Consider the following 16,298-nt stretch of genomic DNA (forward strand, 5'->3'; position numbering starts at 1 on the left):
GGCGTGGGTTAGCTCAGCTCCTTGAGGCGATGCCAGAGCATGCCCAGTGCCAGCAACGGCGAGCGCAACAGACGCCCGCCGGGGAAGGTGATGTGGGGCACCTGGGCGAACAGCTCGAAGCCGCGGCTGTGCTGTTCGGCAATGGCTTCGCCGAGCAGTTTGCCGGCCAGGTGGGTGGCATTCAGGCCGTGACCGGCATAGGCCTGGGCGTAATACACGTTGGGGTGCTCGCGCAGCCGGCCAATCTGTGGCAGGCGGTTGGCACCGATGCCGATCATGCCGCCCCACTGGTACTCGATGCGCACGTTGGCCAACTGCGGAAACACCTTGAGCATCTTCGGCCGCATGTACGCGGCGATGTCCTTGGGGTCGCGCCCGGAGTAATGGCAGGCGCCGCCGAACAGCAGGCGATGGTCGGCGGACAAGCGATAGTAATCCAGGGCCACGCGCTGGTCGCTCAGCGCCATGTTCTGCGGAATCAATTCATGGGCGTGTTCGGGGTTCAGCGGCTCGCTGGCAATGATGTAGCTGCCGGCGGGCAACACCTTGCCGCCAATGGCGGGTTCCAGGTCGTTGAGGTAGGCGTTGCAGGCCAGTACCAGCGTATCGGCGCGCACCTGACCTTGGGCTGTGTGCACGCTGACCTGCGGCCCATGCTCGATGCGCGTCACCGCCGAATGCTCGTACAGGCGCACGCCCAGCGCGGCGGCTGCGGCGGCTTCACCCAGCGCCAGGTTGAGCGGGTGCAGGTGACCGGAGCCCATGTCGATCAGCCCGCCGACATAGCGCTCCGAACCCACCACCTCGTGCATCTGCCCAGGCTGCAGCAGGCGCAGTTCATGGCGATAACCCAGGCTGCGCAATTCCTCGGCGTCGGCGGCAAACCCTTCGAGATCGGCGGGCTTGTTGGCCAAGTCGCAGTAGCCCCAGGTCAGGTCGCAGTCGATGGCATGCCGTTTGATGCGCTGGCGCACGATGTCCACCGCTTCCAGCCCCATCAATTTCAGCTCACGAACGCCATCTTCACCGAGCAGAGGCAAGAAGCGCTCGACCTCATGGCCTACGCCACGAATCAGTTGCCCGCCGTTGCGCCCGCTGGCGCCCCAGCCGATCTGCCGCGCCTCCAGCAGCACTACCGAAAGGCCGCGCTCGGCCAGTTCGATGGCGGTATTCAGCCCGGAAAAACCACCGCCAACAATGCACACGTCAGCCTGCACCGCTTCACGAAGGGCCGGAAATTGCAGAGTAGGGCGGTTGCGTGTGGCTGCGTAATAAGAGGCGGCGTGCTGCTCCGGGGCATGGGCGGGCATAACGAGATCCTAGGTGCGCGGGTGTGTGGAAATTTTTACGCAGAGTAAGGCGCCCGCGGCCAGCTTGCCAATCATCAAAAACGGGCCACTGAGCCGAGCAGGTTGTGGCCGCTCGCCTGGCTAGGCAAGCTGATGGCCACAGAGTCCCGCCGGAGAGCCCATCGATGTCCTGTAACAGCCAGAAGATTCGCGCCTTGCGTGGGCAGATCCCCGCCTTCGCCTGCGTGCCGGGTTGTCACGACTGTTGCGGTCCGGTGACCGCGTCGTCGGAGGAAATGGCCCGCCTGCCGGTCAAAAGCGACGCCGAGCATGAGGCGGCGCTGGCCGAACTGAACTGCGTGCATCTGGGGGCCAACGGTTGCGAGGTGTATAACGAGCGTCCGCTGATCTGCCGGCTGTTCGGCACCACGCCGCGCATGCCGTGCCCCAATGGCCGTCGCCCCGATGAATGGGTCGAGCCGCACATCGAGGCCGGGGTGCATCGTCTGATTGCAACCACCCGGCAGGTGTTGGTGTAGCTCACCGTAACCTGTGCGCAGTAAGTGATGGCCCGCCCCGCCGTGTGCGGTTGTCCACCGAGCGAGGCACTGGTGGATGTACAAAGCGACATCCACCCTACGAGTGGCGATGCTGCTTACGGGTTCAGCATGTAGGGTGGACAACGTTTTTCTTGTCCACCGAGCGGTGCCCAGGGTGGATGTACAAGCGACATCCATCCTACAGCTTGCCCGTGTGCGGCGAGCGACGCCTATGGCAGCGCCGCGCATTATGTTTAGCCCGGCACCGGCAGTTTCAAGGTCTCCTTGACCTCTTCCATGACGATATAGCTCTTCGACTCGCGCACATGGGGCAGCTTGAGGAGGATGTCGCCGAGCAGCTTGCGGTAGGAGGCCATCTCCGAGATGCGGGCCTTGATCAGGTAGTCGAAGTCGCCGGAGACCAGGTGGCATTCCAGCACTTGCGGCAGTTTGAGCACGGCGCGGCGGAATTCTTCGAAGATATCCCCTGACTTGTACGCAAGATTGATCTCGACGAAGACCAGCAGGTCGGCTTTCAGGTGATGGGGATTGAGCTGCGCGCTATAGCCCATGATCACCCCTTCGCGCTCCAAGCGCCGCACCCGCTCCGTGCAGGGCGTGGTGGACAGGCCGATTCGCTCACCCAGCTCGGTAAAGGAGATACGCCCTTCGTCCTGCAGGATGCGCAGGATGCTGCGGTCGATCTTATCCAGATCATGACGGGCCCGACGCGGGGTTTTCATGAATATTTACCTCTATTAAAGGCATTATTGCCGTGACTTAACGGCAAATATAGCCAGTTATATAGTGAATATCACTACTGACGCTTTCTTATACTCGGGCTCTTGTGCGGCGCCGTCTGTGCCCGCCATCCAGAATCGAGGAGGTTGTGTCATGCGTGTACTGGTACTTGGCAGCGGTGTGATTGGCACGACCAGCGCCTATTACCTGGCCCGTGCGGGCTTTGAAGTAACGGTGGTGGATCGCCAGCCCGCGCCGGCTCAGGAAACCAGCTTTGCCAATGCCGGGCAGATATCTCCGGGTTATGCCTCGCCATGGGCGGCCCCGGGCATTCCGCTCAAGGCCATCAAGTGGATGCTGCAAAAGCATGCGCCGCTGGCTATTCGTCCCACCGCTGACATCAACCAGTACCTGTGGATGCTGCAGATGCTGCGCAACTGCACGGCCAGCCGTTATGCGGTGAACAAAGAGCGCATGGTGCGCCTGTCGGAATACAGCCGCGATTGCCTCGACGAGCTGCGCGCAGAAACCGGCATTGCCTATGAAGAGCGTCAGCTGGGCACCACTCAGTTGTTCCGCACCCAGGCCCAAGTGGATGCCGCCGCCAAGGATATCGCCGTTCTCGAACAATCCGGCGTGCCTTACGAAGTACTGGATCGTGCCGGTATCGCCCGCGTTGAGCCGGCCCTGGCCGCCGTGACCGACAAGCTGGCCGGTGCCCTGCGGCTGCCCAATGACCAGACTGGCGACTGCCAGCTGTTTACTACGCGTTTGGCGGAAATGGCCAAAGAGCTGGGTGTCGAATTCCGTTTCGGACAGAACATCGAGCGCCTTGAAGGCGACGGTAATCGCCTTGCCGGTGTCTGGATCGACGGCACGCTGGAAACCGCCGACCATTACGTGCTGGCTCTGGGCAGCTACAGTCCGCAACTGCTCAAGCCGCTGGGCATCAAGGCGCCGGTGTATCCGCTCAAGGGCTATTCCCTCAGCGTGCCGATCACCAATGCCGAGATGGCGCCCACCTCGACCATCCTTGACGAGACCTACAAGGTGGCCATTACCCGTTTCGACCAGCGCATTCGGGTGGGCGGCATGGCCGAAGTTTCAGGTTTCGATCTGAGCCTCAATCCGAGTCGCCGGGCCACGCTGGAAATGATTACCGCCGACCTGTATCCGCAGGGTGGCGATCTGGCCAAGGCCGAATTCTGGACGGGCTTGCGCCCGGCCACGCCGGACGGTACGCCCATCGTGGGTGCGACCCGTTACAGCAACCTGTTCCTGAATACCGGTCACGGCACGCTGGGCTGGACCATGGCCTGTGGCTCGGGCCGCCTGCTGGCCGACCTGTTGGCCGCCAAGCGCCCGCAGATCAGCACCGAAGGTCTGGATATTTCTCGCTACGGCGACACCCAGGAGGCCCTTGATGGCAATACAGCGTCTGCACACTGACAAACGGATGAGTCAGGTCGTTATCCATCGCGACACCGTCTATCTTGCGGGTCAGGTAGCCAATGACCTGAGCGCCGATATCGAGCAACAGACCCGCGAAACCCTGGCGATGGTCGAGCAGCTGTTGCTTGAAGCGGGAACCGACAAGCATCATGTGCTATCGGTGACCCTTTACCTGAAGGACATTGATGCCCACTTCGCGGCCATGAACGCGGTGTGGGATCAATGGCTGCCTGACGGCGTCGCGCCTGCGCGCGCCACTGTTCAGGCCGCCCTGTGCGAGCCGGAGATTCTTATAGAAGCCACGGTAGTCGCCGCCCTGCCAGGCTGACTCGAGACGTTCTCATGCGGTCACCAATAAATCTAAAAAAGAGATGATGTAGTAATGAATAAGCAGTCGATTCAAATAGCGCTTGCGTACATGTCAGTGGTGATTGGCGGAGGCTTTGCCTCCGGCCAGGAGGTGCTGCAGTTTTTCACTCACTTCGGCGTGATAGGTGTTGCTGGCACCGTGATCAGCGCTCTGCTGTTCGCTTTCATCGGCATGCAGATCGCCCGCATGAGTTCGAAAATGCAGGCCGATTCCCACAAACAGGTGCTGAGCAGGCTATTTGGCGCGAAAGCCGGCCTGGGCGTCGACCTGGTGTTGTCGTTCTTCCTGTTCGGCGTCGGTGTGGTGATGTTGGCGGGCAGCGGCTCTACCTTGAGCCAACAGTTTGGTCTGCCACCCTTGGCGGGCGCGATCTTGCTGACAGTGTTGGCCGTTCTGACTCTGTGCCTGAACGTGAAGCGCATCATTCACCTCATTAGCGTGGTGATGCCGTTCCTGCTGACCATGGTGCTGCTGATCACTGCTTACTCGATTTTCAACTACAACGCACCGCTGGAAACACTGGAAGCCGTGGCGACCAGCAACACCGATAAGGCGTCGTCCAACTGGTTCCTCAGCGCGCTGCTCTATGCCTCGTTCAACATCGCCGTGGGCTTCCCCATGCTGGCGGTGATCGGCGGCCTGACCAAGCAGCCCAAGGCTGCAGCCATTGGCGGCGTCGTGGGCGGTCTGGGCCTGGGAGCATTGATCCTGACCCTGAACGTCGGTCTGTTCGCCAACATCAACCAGCTGCAGGGTGTCGAACTGCCGACCCTGGCACTGGCCGGGCGCATCGCGCCGTGGCTCAGCGTGCTGATGTCGCTGTCGCTGATCTGCATGATCTACAGCACCGCGGTGGGCATGTTCTTCGCCTTCAGCGCGCGCTTCGCGCGGCCGGAAACCACCCGCTTCAAGCTGGTCAGCCTGGTCTCCATCCTGATCGGCCTGGGCCTGAGCCAGGTGGGCTTCACCAAGCTGGTGGGCACGGTTTATCCGCTGCTGGGCTACGTGGGCCTTGCGCTGATCCTGGCCATCGCCTTCAGCTGGATTCGCGGTCGCTCTGCTGATGCGGCGGCCCAGAAGGCTGAGCTGGAAGCTTCGCTCTAACCGGCACGCATCATCCGAACGCCCCGGCACGCGAGTGTCGGGGCGTTTTTGTTTCACCGCCTGGCACTGTGTGCGCCAATCGCGGGATGACGCGTTGTAAATTCTGAACACTGTTGCGATGATTGTCCGATTCTTTCCATCCAGCCTTTTTCTTGAGGAATTCGCCATTGGACGTCGGTGTTCGACTGCAATCCATTCGCAAACAGAAAGGCCTGTCCCAGCGTGAACTCGCCAAACGCGCGGGCGTTACCAACAGCACCATCTCGATGATCGAAAAAAACAGCGTCAGCCCCTCGATCAGCTCGCTTAAAAAAGTACTGTCCGGCATTCCCATGTCGCTGGTGGACTTTTTCTCGCTGAATGCCGAGCACGGCAATGACACCCAGGTGGTGTACAAGGCCGATGAGCTGATGGACATCTGCAGTGGTGCGGTGACCATGAAACTGGTGGGCAAGGCGTACCCGAACCGTGCCATGTCGGTACTGGATGAAACCTACCCGCCGGGCAGCGATACGGGGGAGGAAATGCTCAACCACGATGGCGAAGAGGCCGGCGTCGTGGTGGAGGGACGACTGGAGCTGACCGTGGGCGGTGAGTTGTTCATCCTGGAAAGTGGCGACAGTTATTATTTCGAAAGCAATAAACCGCACCGTTTCCGCAATCCGTTCGATCGGCCCGCGCGGTTGATAAGTACGACAACACCTGCCAACTTTTGATCCTGCGACCCATTGCCGCATGCCATGGCAGGCATTGGCAAACCCAGGTCGACCTGGCGGAGGCCGGCAGATGCCAGAAACGCGCCGCACACCTGTACTGGCGCAATGTTGCAATAACCCCTAAAGCCCGCCACGAACGCTGCCTGGCCTGTGCGGCATGCTGCTCACGTGTTTCGGCAAACCGGGCTTCCCGTTATACTGTCGCCCGCTCGCGAACCGTGGCCGCGGGCGTTTCTAGCCACGATGAGGGTGTAAGGTGAACTGGACTAAGAAGATGCTGGTGGCCAACGCCGCCGTATTGGCCCTGTGGGCGGTGAGCGCTCAGGCTACGACCAACGATGCCATTGCCGAGCGCTTGAAGCCGGTAGGTGAAGTCTGCGTAGCGGGCCAGGAGTGCAAGGGCGTGGGTGCAGTCGCCGCTGCAGCTGCTGGTGGTGCCGCGCGTAGCGGTAGCGACATCGTCGCCAAGCACTGCAACGCTTGCCATAGCGTCGGCCTGCTGGGTGCGCCGAAAAATCACGATACCGCTGCCTGGCAAGCCCGCGCGGACGCACAAGGTGGTCTGGACGCTCTGCTGGCGTCGGCAATCAAGGGCATCAATGCCATGCCGCCGAAGGGCACTTGTGCAGACTGCTCTGACGATGAAATGCTGGCCGCTATCAAGGAAATGTCCGGTCTGTAAGATCGCACAGCCTGCTGCAACAAAGCCGCCCTCGGGCGGCTTTGTCATGTCTGGACACTTTGGGACAAGCGGGGCGGTTGCCGCGTCGAAAATACTGAGCGGCGCGCCTGCTGATTCGCCGCTTTGCTCATGCCATCCCAGGGGCGCGTGTCTGGCGTTAACGGGGGCGTGCGACGCACTGGATACGTGCCTGGCGCAGGGCTATTCCGCCTGCTGCGAGCGCTCCGCCTACGCGCTTGAGACCGCTTATTCGACGAAGCTGACTTGGCCGTTTTCGAGCGACTGAATGCGTGCCAAGGACTCGACACGGAAACCATCGGCTTCCAGTTCCTGGCGGCCGTTCTGGAATGATTTTTCGATCACGATGCCCAGTCCGGCGATGCTGGCGCCTGCCTGCTGGATGATCGAGATCAGGCCTTTGGCGGCTTTGCCGTTGGCCAGAAAGTCATCAATGATCAGCACCCGGTCACTGGCATCCAAGTGGCGGGTGGACACGGCGATGGTGCTTTCCACCTGCTTGGTGAACGAATACACCGCGGCGGTCAGCAAGTTGTCAGTGAGCGTCAGCGACTGATGTTTGCGGGCGAAGATCACCGGTACACCCAGTTCCAAGCCCGCCATGACGGCCGGAGCGATGCCCGACGCCTCGATGGTGACGATCTTGGTAATGCCCTGGTCGCGAAAGCGCTCGGCGAACTCGTGGCCGATCTGCTGCATCAGCAGAGGGTCGATCTGATGATTGAGAAAGGCATCGACCTTGAGCACCTTGTCCGAGAGGACCACACCGCAGGTGCGGATTTTCTGTTTCAACTGTTCCACGAGTGGACTCCGGCTTGCTTCGCGAGAAAGCCGCGCATTCTCGCCCATTCCGGGGGCGGCCAAAAGATCTGATGTCAGTCGATTGGTCAGTTTTTACTGAAAACGACCTTGTTATTCGTTAAAGGTATAAGTAAATCAGTATTGATTCTTTTTGGGTTGCAAGGCGGTCAAGGCATAGTGGCTCCACTTCGCCCTCGCAGGGCTTTCAGACCAGGAGCTGACCGACATGAGCCTCAAGCTTGGCGACATCGCCCCCGACTTCGAACAGAAATCCAGCGCAGGTCGCATTCGTTTCCACGAGTGGCTGGGTGACAGCTGGGGAATTCTGTTCTCCCATCCCGCTGACTTCACTCCAGTCTGCACCACGGAGCTGGGCTTTACCGCCAAGCTCAAGGATGAATTTGCCCAGCGCAACGTCAAAGCCATTGCCCTGTCCGTAGACCCGGTGGACTCTCACCTGAAGTGGATCGACGATATCAACGAAACCCAGGATACCCAGGTGAATTTCCCGATTCTGGCCGATGCCGACCGCAAGGTGTCCGATCTCTACGATTTGATCCATCCCAATGCCAGCGACACACTGACCGTGCGCTCGCTGTTTGTTATCGATCCGAACAAGAAGGTCCGCCTGACTATTACCTATCCCGCGAGCACCGGGCGTAACTTTCACGAGATCCTCCGCGTGGTCGACTCGCTGCAACTGACCGACAGCCACAAGGTGGCCACACCGGCCAACTGGCAGGACGGCGACGAGGTGGTGATCGTGCCGTCGCTCAAAGATGAAGAGGAGATCAAGCAGCGCTTCCCCAAGGGGTATCGTGCGGTGAAACCCTACCTGCGCCTGACCCCTCAGCCGAACCGCTGAGGACCAAGCGCCATGTTGGTCGTGTCCATCGCCGGCAGTCCCGGCACGCGCTCGCGCTCCGGTGAGCTGCTGAACTATGCCTCGCAGTTGCTGCAACGCAGGGGTGTCGAAGTCGTCTCCTACCGGGTGCGCGACTTCGCCGCCGAGGACTTGCTGTATGCGCGCTTCGACAGTCCACAGGTCCGCCAATTGCTCGAGCATGTGCAGCAGGCTGACGGGTTGATCATTGCCACGCCGGTCTACAAGGCGTCATTTTCCGGCGCGTTGAAGGCGCTGCTCGATCTGTTGCCGGAGCGCGGCCTGGCTGACAAGGTGGTGTTGCCCATCGCCTCTGGCGGCAGTGCGGCGCACATGCTGGCGGTAGACTATGCACTGAAGCCGGTACTGGCCGCGCTCAAGGCTGAGGAAGTGCTACAGGGGGTGTATGCGGTGGATGCGCAGATTCAGTACGCCGAAGCCGATTGCCCCGCTGCGCTGGAGGCACACCTGCGCGAACGGCTAGACGAAGCCTTGGAGGATCTGCTCTTGGCCTTGGCGCGTCGCCCGTAACCGCCGGATCCGGTCATTTTGCATGACCGTTTGCGGACGTCTCGCCGGAGTAATTGACCGCAACACCGTTGTAATCACGTTACGAACCCCACCTTACTCGCCCGCGAACGGGCCAGCAGGAAGCCAACAATCCGTTTTGCCAAGGAGCGACTTTGATGAGTCAACGTACTTTGCGCCTCGGAGTTGCCGGCCTGCTGGCTGCGGCAATTTCCCTCGGCGCCATCACACACCCAGGCCCAGGCTGAAACTTTGCGTATCGGCACGCTGGTGATTCTCAAGCTAAAGGCACGCTGAAAAAGCGCCTGGCCGAACAGCGCATGGAGGTGATGTGGACCGAGTTCCCCAGGCCCGCAGCTTTTCGAAGAGCTGAATGTCGGCGATGCGGATCCCACGACGTGAGGCGGTCGCCATCGCCGAGCGCGTGATCCTGATCGAAGGCGGCCAAGTCGGCGACGTGCAAACGCCGCCGGTACCGTCACCTCAATGATCACCACCCGCTCGGTGCGCGAGCTGGACCTCCAAGGTGGGCAGCGAGGTGATCGCCTTCGTGAAATCCACCGAGGTGTCAATCGCCACGTTGTAAAAGGCGAGGCTCGGGTTTGATGCTGACGCGGGGTAAGCGTCACGTTTACCCCGCGTGATGCATGGGTTTAGCGACTCTGCTGCAGGTTATACACAACCTTGGGCAACGGTCGGGGACGCCAATCGAGCAACTCGGCCGGCGCCGGACGGCCGAACCAGTAGCCCTGGCCGAGACCGCAGCCGTGACGGCGCAGGAAAATCGCCTGTTCCGGCGTTTCGATACCCTCGGCGACCACCGTCAGTCCCAGACTGTGGGCCAGGGCGATGACCGCCCGTGTAATGGCGGCGTCATCGTCATCCTCGGGCAGGCCGGCGACGAAGCCTTGGTCGATCTTCAATTTGTGCACCGGCAGGTTTTTCAGGCGCAGCAGCGAGGAATAGCCGGTGCCGAAGTCGTCGATCGACAGGCGCACACCGAGGCTGCACAGGCGATGCAGCAGGCTCTGGGCATTATCGGGGTTGTCCATGACCGCGCTTTCGGTGACTTCCAGTTCCAGATAGCGGGGTTGCAGGCCGGTTTCCTCGAGCACGTCTTTTACATACTGATCCAGTTCGCCCCGGCTGAACAGCCGGCTGGACACGTTCACCGCGATGAAGTCCAGATGGATGCCTGCCTGCTGCCAGGCGCGCATCTGACGGCACGCCTGGGCCAGGACCCAGGAGTCGATGGCGGCGATCAGCCCGCTTTCTTCAGCCACCGGGATGAACACGTTGGGCGGCACCAGGCCCAGGCCAGGATGCTGCCAGCGCACCAGGGATTCGACCCCGAGCACCCGGCCGCTGGCCAGATCGATGATCGGCTGGTAATGCAGGCGCAGCTCACCCAGCTCCAGCGCCTGGCGCAGGGCGGCACCCAGCTCCACGCGCTGGCGTGCCTGCAGGGTCAGTTCCTGGGTGTAGAAGGCATAGGTTTGCCGCCCGCTGTGTTTGGCCTTGAACAAGGCTGAGTCCGCATTACGGATGATCTGCTCGAGTTGCGTGCCATCGTCGGGGAACAGACTGATGCCGATGCTGGCGCTGACGAACAACTCGTTGCCGGCGAGACGGATCGGGCTGCCCAGCGTAGCCAATACCGTTTCGGCCAGACTGGCCGCGCGTTTGGCCTGGTTGCCGTCGTCGCACAAGAGCGCGAATTCATCCCCGCCCAGACGTGCAACGGTAAGCCCCTTGCCGAGGCTATTGAGTCGGTCCGCCACGATCTTGATGACTTCGTCACCCATGCTGTGGCCGAGGCTTTCGTTGATGTCCTTGAAGAAGTCGATATCGAGGAACAGCACGCAACCGCCGCCCTGCCGATGTTTGTAGCGCTCCAGGGCGTGCTGGACACGCTCGTTGAACAGCAAGCGGTTGGGCAGGCCGGTCAGCGGGTCGTGGTGGGCAAGGTAATCAAGTTCCTGCTGGGACTGCTTGATGGCGCTGACATCGGAAAAAATCGCCACGTAGTGGGTGAGCATGCCCAATTCATTACGCACGGCGCAGATGCGTTGCCACTGGGGAAAAATCTCCCCGTTCTTGCGCCGGTTCCAGATCTCCCCGCTCCACAGGCCGGCGTTCTGTAACTGATCCCAGACGACCTCGTAAAAACTGCGGTCATGCCGGCCCGACTTGAACATCTGCGGTGTTTGGCCCAGGACTTCGGCCGCGCTGTAGCCGGTGATCCGTTCAAAGGCCGGATTTACATGCACGATGCGGTTCTTGGCATTGCTGATCAGCACGCCTTCCAACGTTTGATCAAACACCACGGCCGCCTGGCGCAAGCGATTCTCCTGCTTGCGGCGAATACGCAACTGATTGTCCAGGCGATTGAGTTGCAGGCGCAGCAAGCTGTACAGCAGCAGGCTGCTGAAGGCGACAAAGATCAGGCTTTTGAGTGTCTTCCACTGCGCCAGGCGTTCGGACTGGCCGAGCCATTCCATAAGCAGATGGTCGCTGAGCAGTACCCAGGACGTGGCGCACGCGGCATACAGCAACGCCAGACGCAGGGCATTACGAGAGGCTTTCATGTGAATGCAAACGACCATCATGAAGAGTGCGCGGAGTATATCGACAGGCGCATGGTCGAGGCTACGACCAAAGGCTTAGAGGGAGCCCGGCAGGGGGACAAAGCCGCATGAATATGGGTTGCCGGCGGCCTAAAAAGGGGCTCCGGCCGCAAAGAAGCCGGACAGGCTCCCTGATCAGAGCGATGAAGTCCAGCGTTAACTGAACTCTGCTCGGAAAATTTGCCCTGCCGCAATCTCTGCTTTTTGTGGGCTTCAAAACTCATTACATTTCTGTCATAAAGGTTCGCAGAACTTACGTCGGGATAGACCGGTTCGTTTGGAAATTACCGTGTGGCGGTTTCGCTATGCGGGACGCAGATGTCGCCAGGGTTGTGCCGAGGGGGGTCTTGGGCTGGCCTGGTAGAAGCGAAACGAGGACGTCGGACAGTCGGACAACTGCCGACCGCCTCGAACTAAAAAAATAACTGGAGTGAAACATGAAAAAAACTGCCGTGGCCGTAGCCGTAGCCGTCAGCGCCCTGGGCTTGAGCCAGTTCGCTGCTGCTGATTTCGTCAAGGACAGCAAGCTGAGCCTGGATCTGCGTAATTACTACTTCAACCAGGAAACCGATGGTGGTGCCGAGGGTGGCCAGTGGGGCCAGGCCTTCATGCTCAACTACAAGTCCGGCTTCACCGAGGGTGCGGTGGGCGTCGGTGTCGATCTGTTTGGTGCAGCTGCTTACAAGCTGGCGGACCATGGCGATCAGCAGGCTGGCATGCTGTTCGAGCGGTACAGTGCAGATGAATCTGCGGAGCGCCTCAACAAGGCTGGCGCCACGCTGAAGGCTCGTGCAGGCAAGACCACTGCCTATGCCGGTGCCCTGCGTCCCAACACTCCAGTGCTGGTGGCTAACGATGCCCGCATGCTGCCGCAACTGTTCGAAGGCGTAATGGTCACTAACCAGGACGTCGCCGGCCTGACCCTGACCGCTGCCCATATAACCAAGGCCTCGATGCGTGACGAAGATGTCTGGACCGATGCGACAGATGAGTTCGGTGGTGAGTTCTCCCTGGCAGGTGTCGATTACAAGATCGTCGACGGTCTGACCGCTCAGTACTACTTCGGTCAGTTGCACAACACCTACAAGCAGCACTTTGCCGGTCTGAAGTACGCTGCCAACCTGGGTGTTGGCAAGCTGGGCGCTGATCTGCGCTACTTCGATACTTCGGAAGATGGCGATGGTCTGGGCCGCGCTAATCCTCGGAACGACAACCAGCTGTGGAGCGCCCTGGTTAACTATTCGGTTGCCGGCCACACCTTCGGCCTGGGTTACCAGGATCTGTCCGGCGATACCGGTTTCGGACAGATGAGCAACACCAACTACACCATGTCCGAGCGCATGATCGGTGCGGGCCTGATGACTCGTCCGGATGAAACCGTCATGCTGGCCAGCTACGGTTTTGACTTCGGTACTGTGGGCATCAAGGGGCTGAGCGCGACCGTTATTCACCAAAAAGGTGACTATGATCTCGGCGCTGCCAAGGATCGCTCCGAGAAGGAGACCGACGTGATCATCGGTTACGTCGTTCCGGAAGGCCAGTTGAAGGGCTTGGGTGTGCGCCTGATGCACGGCATGTACAGCGGCGATGACAATGCCGACATCGACCAAACCCGCTTCATCGTGAACTACAGCATTCCGCTGATGTAATCACGGTTCTGCTGTAACCGAACCCCTGTCGCCTTCGGGCGACAGGGGTTTTTTATTTCTATCAGAAACGCCGGAGCGGTCCCGGTCCTTTCGCCGCACCCCTAGTCTGGTCTTTCTCTGTCCACCTTGATCTGCATCAATATGGCTGATTGCCATGCTGGCATCGTTGAGCTATCTGTCACGTAGTAGGAGCGGCACATGTTCAAACCCTTGTTGTTGGCCCTTGGCCTGAGTATGGGGACCGGCGCCTGGGCGGCGCTGCCCAGTAATGAACCGATCCAGCCAATCGAGCCGGCCAAGATCACTAATCCGGCCAAGGTCGAGCTGGGCAAGCAGCTGTGGTTCGATCCGCGCCTGTCCAGGTCGGGCTTCATCTCCTGCAACTCCTGCCACAACCTGTCCATGGGCGGCAGCGACAACCTGCCGACCTCCATCGGCCACAACTGGCAAGAAGGCCCGATCAACTCGCCGACCGTTCTGAACTCCAGCCTGAACCTGGCGCAGTTCTGGGATGGCCGAGCGGCCGACCTGAAAGAGCAGGCCGGTGGCCCGATCGCCAACCCGATGGAAATGGCGTTTACCCACGACCTGGCCCTGGGGGTGCTGGACTCCATTCCCCAGTACCGTGCCTCCTTCAAGAAGGTCTACGGCAGCGACACGATCAGCATCGACAATGTCACCGACGCCATTGCCGCCTTCGAGGAGACCCTGGTCACCCCGAACTCGCGCTTTGACCTGTGGCTCAAGGGCGACAAGAAGGCGCTGAACAAGACCGAACTCGCGGGCTACCAGCTGTTCAAGGACGTGGGCTGCACGGCTTGCCACAACGGCTCTGCAGTGGGCGGCAACTCCTTCCAGAAAATGGGACTGGTTGAACCCTATGCCACCACTAACCCGGCCGAAGGTGTCGCTGGCCTGACCGGTAACGATGCCGACCGCATGAAGTTCAAGGTGCCGACCCTACGCAACGTCGAACTCACCTACCCCTACTTCCACGACGGTGCCTACTGGAAACTGGAAGAGGCCGTGGACGTGATGGCGCGTCTGCAACTGGGCCGCAAGCTGGAAACCAAACAGATCGAGCAGATCACGGCCTTCCTGAAGACCCTTACTGGCGAACAGCCGAGTTTCACGATGCCGACCCTGCCGCCGTCCACCAACAAAACCCCGCTGCCGCAGCCGTTCAACAAGTGATGGCTGCCTGAGGCGCAACCTGCCTCATGCGAACGCCCCGAGACCGCAAGGCTCGGGGCTTTTTGTGTCCGGTTGGCTCGTATCCAGGCGGTAACGAGGTTTTGGCCCTAGGCGCCGGAAGCGCGCGGCGCCCCTTTACCGATCCTATGCGTTGTCACGAGCGGGACGGTAGTGCAGCGCCTCGGCCAAGTGCTGGCGATCCAGGGCGTCGAGCCCGGCGAGGTCGGCCAGGGTGCGCGCAACCTTGAGGATGCGATGGGCGGCGCGCAAAGACAGGCCAAGGCGTTCGCAGGCCTGCTCCAGCCAGTGGCGATCCTCGTCTTGCAGCCTGCAATGCTCACGCAGTCCGTTCAGGTCGAGAAACGCATTGGCGCAGCCCTGGCGATCCAACTGATGCTGGCGCGCCCGGGCCACCTGGGCAGCTGCCGTTGCACTGCTTTCGTTAGCGGCGGGAGGGGCATTAAGTACGGTGGCTTCACGGGCCACGGTGAGGTGCAGGTCGATACGGTCGAGCAAAGGACCGGACAGTTTGTTGCGGTAGCGCTGGATTTGCTCCGGTCCGCACCGGCAGCGTCCGCCCGGGTCGCCCAGATAGCCGCACGGACAGGGATTCATGGCCGCGACCAATTGAAAGCGTGCCGGAAAACGCACCTTGTCGCTGGCTCGGGCAATAACGATTTCGCCACTTTCCATGGGCTCGCGAAGCACCTCGAGGACCTTGCGATCAAACTCCGGCAATTCATCAAGGAACAGCACGCCTTGATGGGCCAGGGTGATTTCCCCTGGTCGCGGCCTACTGCCACCGCCCACCAAGGCTGGCCCAGACGCGCTGTGGTGGGGATGGCGGAAGGGTCGTTGCGGCCAGGCGTCCAGCGGTGCGTGGCTGGCTACTGAATGAATGGCCGCTACTTCCAAGGCTTCCTGTTCGTTCAGGGGTGGCAACAGACCGGGTAGCCGGCTGGCCAGCAGGGTCTTGCCAGTGCCTGGCGGCCCGGTAAAAAGAAGATTGTGCGAGCCCGCGGCCGCGATCAGCAGGGCTCGCTTGGCGGCCGCTTGGCCCTGCACGTCGGCCAAGTCGGGATAGGGACGGACTTCCAGCAACAGTCCCTGGGCCTGGTAGGGTTCCAGTGGCGCCTGGCCATTGAGATGGCCGACGAGCTGCAGCAAGTGCTCGATGGCGTACACGCGCAGTCCAGAGGCCAGGCTGGCTTCTTCCGCATTGGCCAGCGGGACGATCAGGCTGCGTCCCGCTGCGCGGGCGGCGAGGGCGGCGGGCAAGACGCCCTGTACGGGACGCACAGCGCCGGACAACGCCAGTTCACCTAGGCATTCAGAATGTTCGAGGGATTCGACAGGTACCTGGCCGCTGGCAGCCAGGATGCCCAGTGCAATGGCCAAATCGAAGCGCCCGCCATCCTTGGGCAGATCCGCCGGTGCCAAGGACAGGGTGATGCGTCGCGCCGGGAAATCGAAGCCGGAGGTGAGTAATGCGCTGCGCACACGGTCCTTGCTTTCCTTGACGCTGGTTTCCGGCAGGCCGACCAGGGTCAGCGAGGGAAGGCCATTAGCCAGGTGTGCCTCGACGGTGACGGCCGGGGCTTCAACGCCCACTAGAGCGCGGCTGTGAACGAGGGCCAGGGACATGCATCACTCCTTGATGACGAATCCTTTGGTGAAACGGCAGCCCGCAGCTCGAAGCGGGGCG

Annotated in this window: 15 protein-coding genes and 2 pseudogenes; 12 read left to right on the top strand and 5 right to left on the bottom strand. The window is 61.0% G+C overall.

What is annotated here, in order from left to right; genetic code table 11:
• Positions 1-8 precede the first annotated feature (8 nt).
• Entirely contained in the window at positions 9-1,310 is a 1,302-nt protein-coding gene (locus H9642_RS00580; RefSeq protein ID WP_251834472.1) for an NAD(P)/FAD-dependent oxidoreductase, read from the bottom strand.
• Between the two features lie 164 nt (positions 1,311-1,474).
• Here H9642_RS00580 and H9642_RS00585 point away from each other — a divergent pair, with 164 nt between their 5' ends.
• Complete coding sequence (locus H9642_RS00585) at positions 1,475-1,828, top strand: YkgJ family cysteine cluster protein (RefSeq protein WP_251834473.1); 354 nt, start codon at positions 1,475-1,477, stop codon at positions 1,826-1,828.
• A gap of 254 nt (positions 1,829-2,082) precedes the next feature.
• On the opposite strand, the gene H9642_RS00590 is transcribed toward H9642_RS00585, so the two are convergent.
• A complete protein-coding gene (locus tag H9642_RS00590) occupies positions 2,083-2,571 on the bottom strand; it encodes an Lrp/AsnC ligand binding domain-containing protein (RefSeq protein ID WP_251834474.1) in 489 nt (162 codons plus the stop codon).
• A 151-nt stretch (positions 2,572-2,722) separates the two neighbouring features.
• Here H9642_RS00590 and dadA point away from each other — a divergent pair, with 151 nt between their 5' ends.
• From dadA to H9642_RS00615, 5 genes are all read left to right on the top strand, one after another.
• On the top strand, positions 2,723-4,018 hold the full coding sequence (gene dadA / locus H9642_RS00595) for a D-amino acid dehydrogenase (RefSeq protein WP_251834475.1): 1,296 nt from the start codon (positions 2,723-2,725) through the stop codon (positions 4,016-4,018).
• Positions 3,993-4,349: a RidA family protein gene (locus H9642_RS00600; protein WP_251834476.1), complete on the top strand. Its 357-nt coding sequence runs from the start codon at positions 3,993-3,995 to the stop codon at positions 4,347-4,349. Before dadA ends, H9642_RS00600 begins: the two co-directional genes overlap by 26 nt.
• Before the next feature lie 54 nt (positions 4,350-4,403).
• The gene (locus H9642_RS00605; RefSeq protein WP_251834477.1) at positions 4,404-5,495 is read left to right on the top strand and encodes a YkvI family membrane protein; all 1,092 of its coding nucleotides are present in this window, start codon (positions 4,404-4,406) and stop codon (positions 5,493-5,495) included.
• 167 nt (positions 5,496-5,662) lie between these two features.
• The gene (locus H9642_RS00610) at positions 5,663-6,211 is read left to right on the top strand and encodes a cupin domain-containing protein (protein ID WP_251834478.1); all 549 of its coding nucleotides are present in this window, start codon (positions 5,663-5,665) and stop codon (positions 6,209-6,211) included.
• A 256-nt stretch (positions 6,212-6,467) separates the two neighbouring features.
• Positions 6,468-6,893 (top strand): c-type cytochrome, encoded by a 426-nt coding sequence (locus H9642_RS00615; protein WP_337955273.1) that lies wholly within the window; start codon positions 6,468-6,470, stop codon positions 6,891-6,893.
• Between the two features lie 246 nt (positions 6,894-7,139).
• Here the strand turns inward: H9642_RS00615 and H9642_RS00620 are convergent, their stop codons facing one another.
• Entirely contained in the window at positions 7,140-7,712 is a 573-nt protein-coding gene (locus tag H9642_RS00620) for a xanthine phosphoribosyltransferase (RefSeq protein WP_251834479.1), read from the bottom strand.
• Between the two features lie 226 nt (positions 7,713-7,938).
• On the opposite strand from H9642_RS00620, the gene H9642_RS00625 reads away from it, so the two are divergent.
• The 4 genes and pseudogenes from H9642_RS00625 to H9642_RS18390 all read left to right on the top strand — a co-directional run.
• Positions 7,939-8,577, top strand: a complete 639-nt coding sequence (locus H9642_RS00625; protein WP_251834480.1) for a peroxiredoxin — start codon at positions 7,939-7,941, stop codon at positions 8,575-8,577.
• 12 nt (positions 8,578-8,589) lie between these two features.
• Positions 8,590-9,126 (top strand): NADPH-dependent FMN reductase, encoded by a 537-nt coding sequence (gene ssuE / locus H9642_RS00630; protein ID WP_251834481.1) that lies wholly within the window; start codon positions 8,590-8,592, stop codon positions 9,124-9,126.
• A 155-nt stretch (positions 9,127-9,281) separates the two neighbouring features.
• A pseudogene (locus H9642_RS00635) lies at positions 9,282-9,513 on the top strand (sulfonate ABC transporter substrate-binding protein); the annotation flags it as partial.
• Between the two features lie 75 nt (positions 9,514-9,588).
• Positions 9,589-9,709 (top strand): annotated as a pseudogene (locus H9642_RS18390) (TOBE domain-containing protein); the annotation flags it as partial.
• 67 nt (positions 9,710-9,776) lie between these two features.
• Here the strand turns inward: H9642_RS18390 and dibA are convergent.
• Positions 9,777-11,711, bottom strand: coding sequence for a phosphodiesterase DibA (gene dibA / locus H9642_RS00645; RefSeq protein WP_251834482.1), 1,935 nt, complete (start codon positions 11,709-11,711; stop codon positions 9,777-9,779).
• A 476-nt stretch (positions 11,712-12,187) separates the two neighbouring features.
• On the opposite strand from dibA, the gene H9642_RS00650 reads away from it, so the two are divergent.
• Entirely contained in the window at positions 12,188-13,399 is a 1,212-nt protein-coding gene (locus H9642_RS00650; protein WP_251834483.1) for an OprD family outer membrane porin, read from the top strand.
• Positions 13,400-13,597: 198 nt separating this feature from the next.
• Positions 13,598-14,593: a cytochrome-c peroxidase gene (locus H9642_RS00655; protein ID WP_251834484.1), complete on the top strand. Its 996-nt coding sequence runs from the start codon at positions 13,598-13,600 to the stop codon at positions 14,591-14,593.
• A gap of 144 nt (positions 14,594-14,737) precedes the next feature.
• On the opposite strand, the gene H9642_RS00660 is transcribed toward H9642_RS00655, so the two are convergent.
• Positions 14,738-16,237, bottom strand: coding sequence for a YifB family Mg chelatase-like AAA ATPase (locus H9642_RS00660; RefSeq protein WP_251834485.1), 1,500 nt, complete (start codon positions 16,235-16,237; stop codon positions 14,738-14,740).
• Positions 16,238-16,298 lie beyond the last annotated feature (61 nt).

Source organism: Serpens gallinarum (assembly GCF_014836765.1).
Lineage (GTDB): Bacteria > Pseudomonadota > Gammaproteobacteria > Pseudomonadales > Pseudomonadaceae > Serpens > Serpens gallinarum.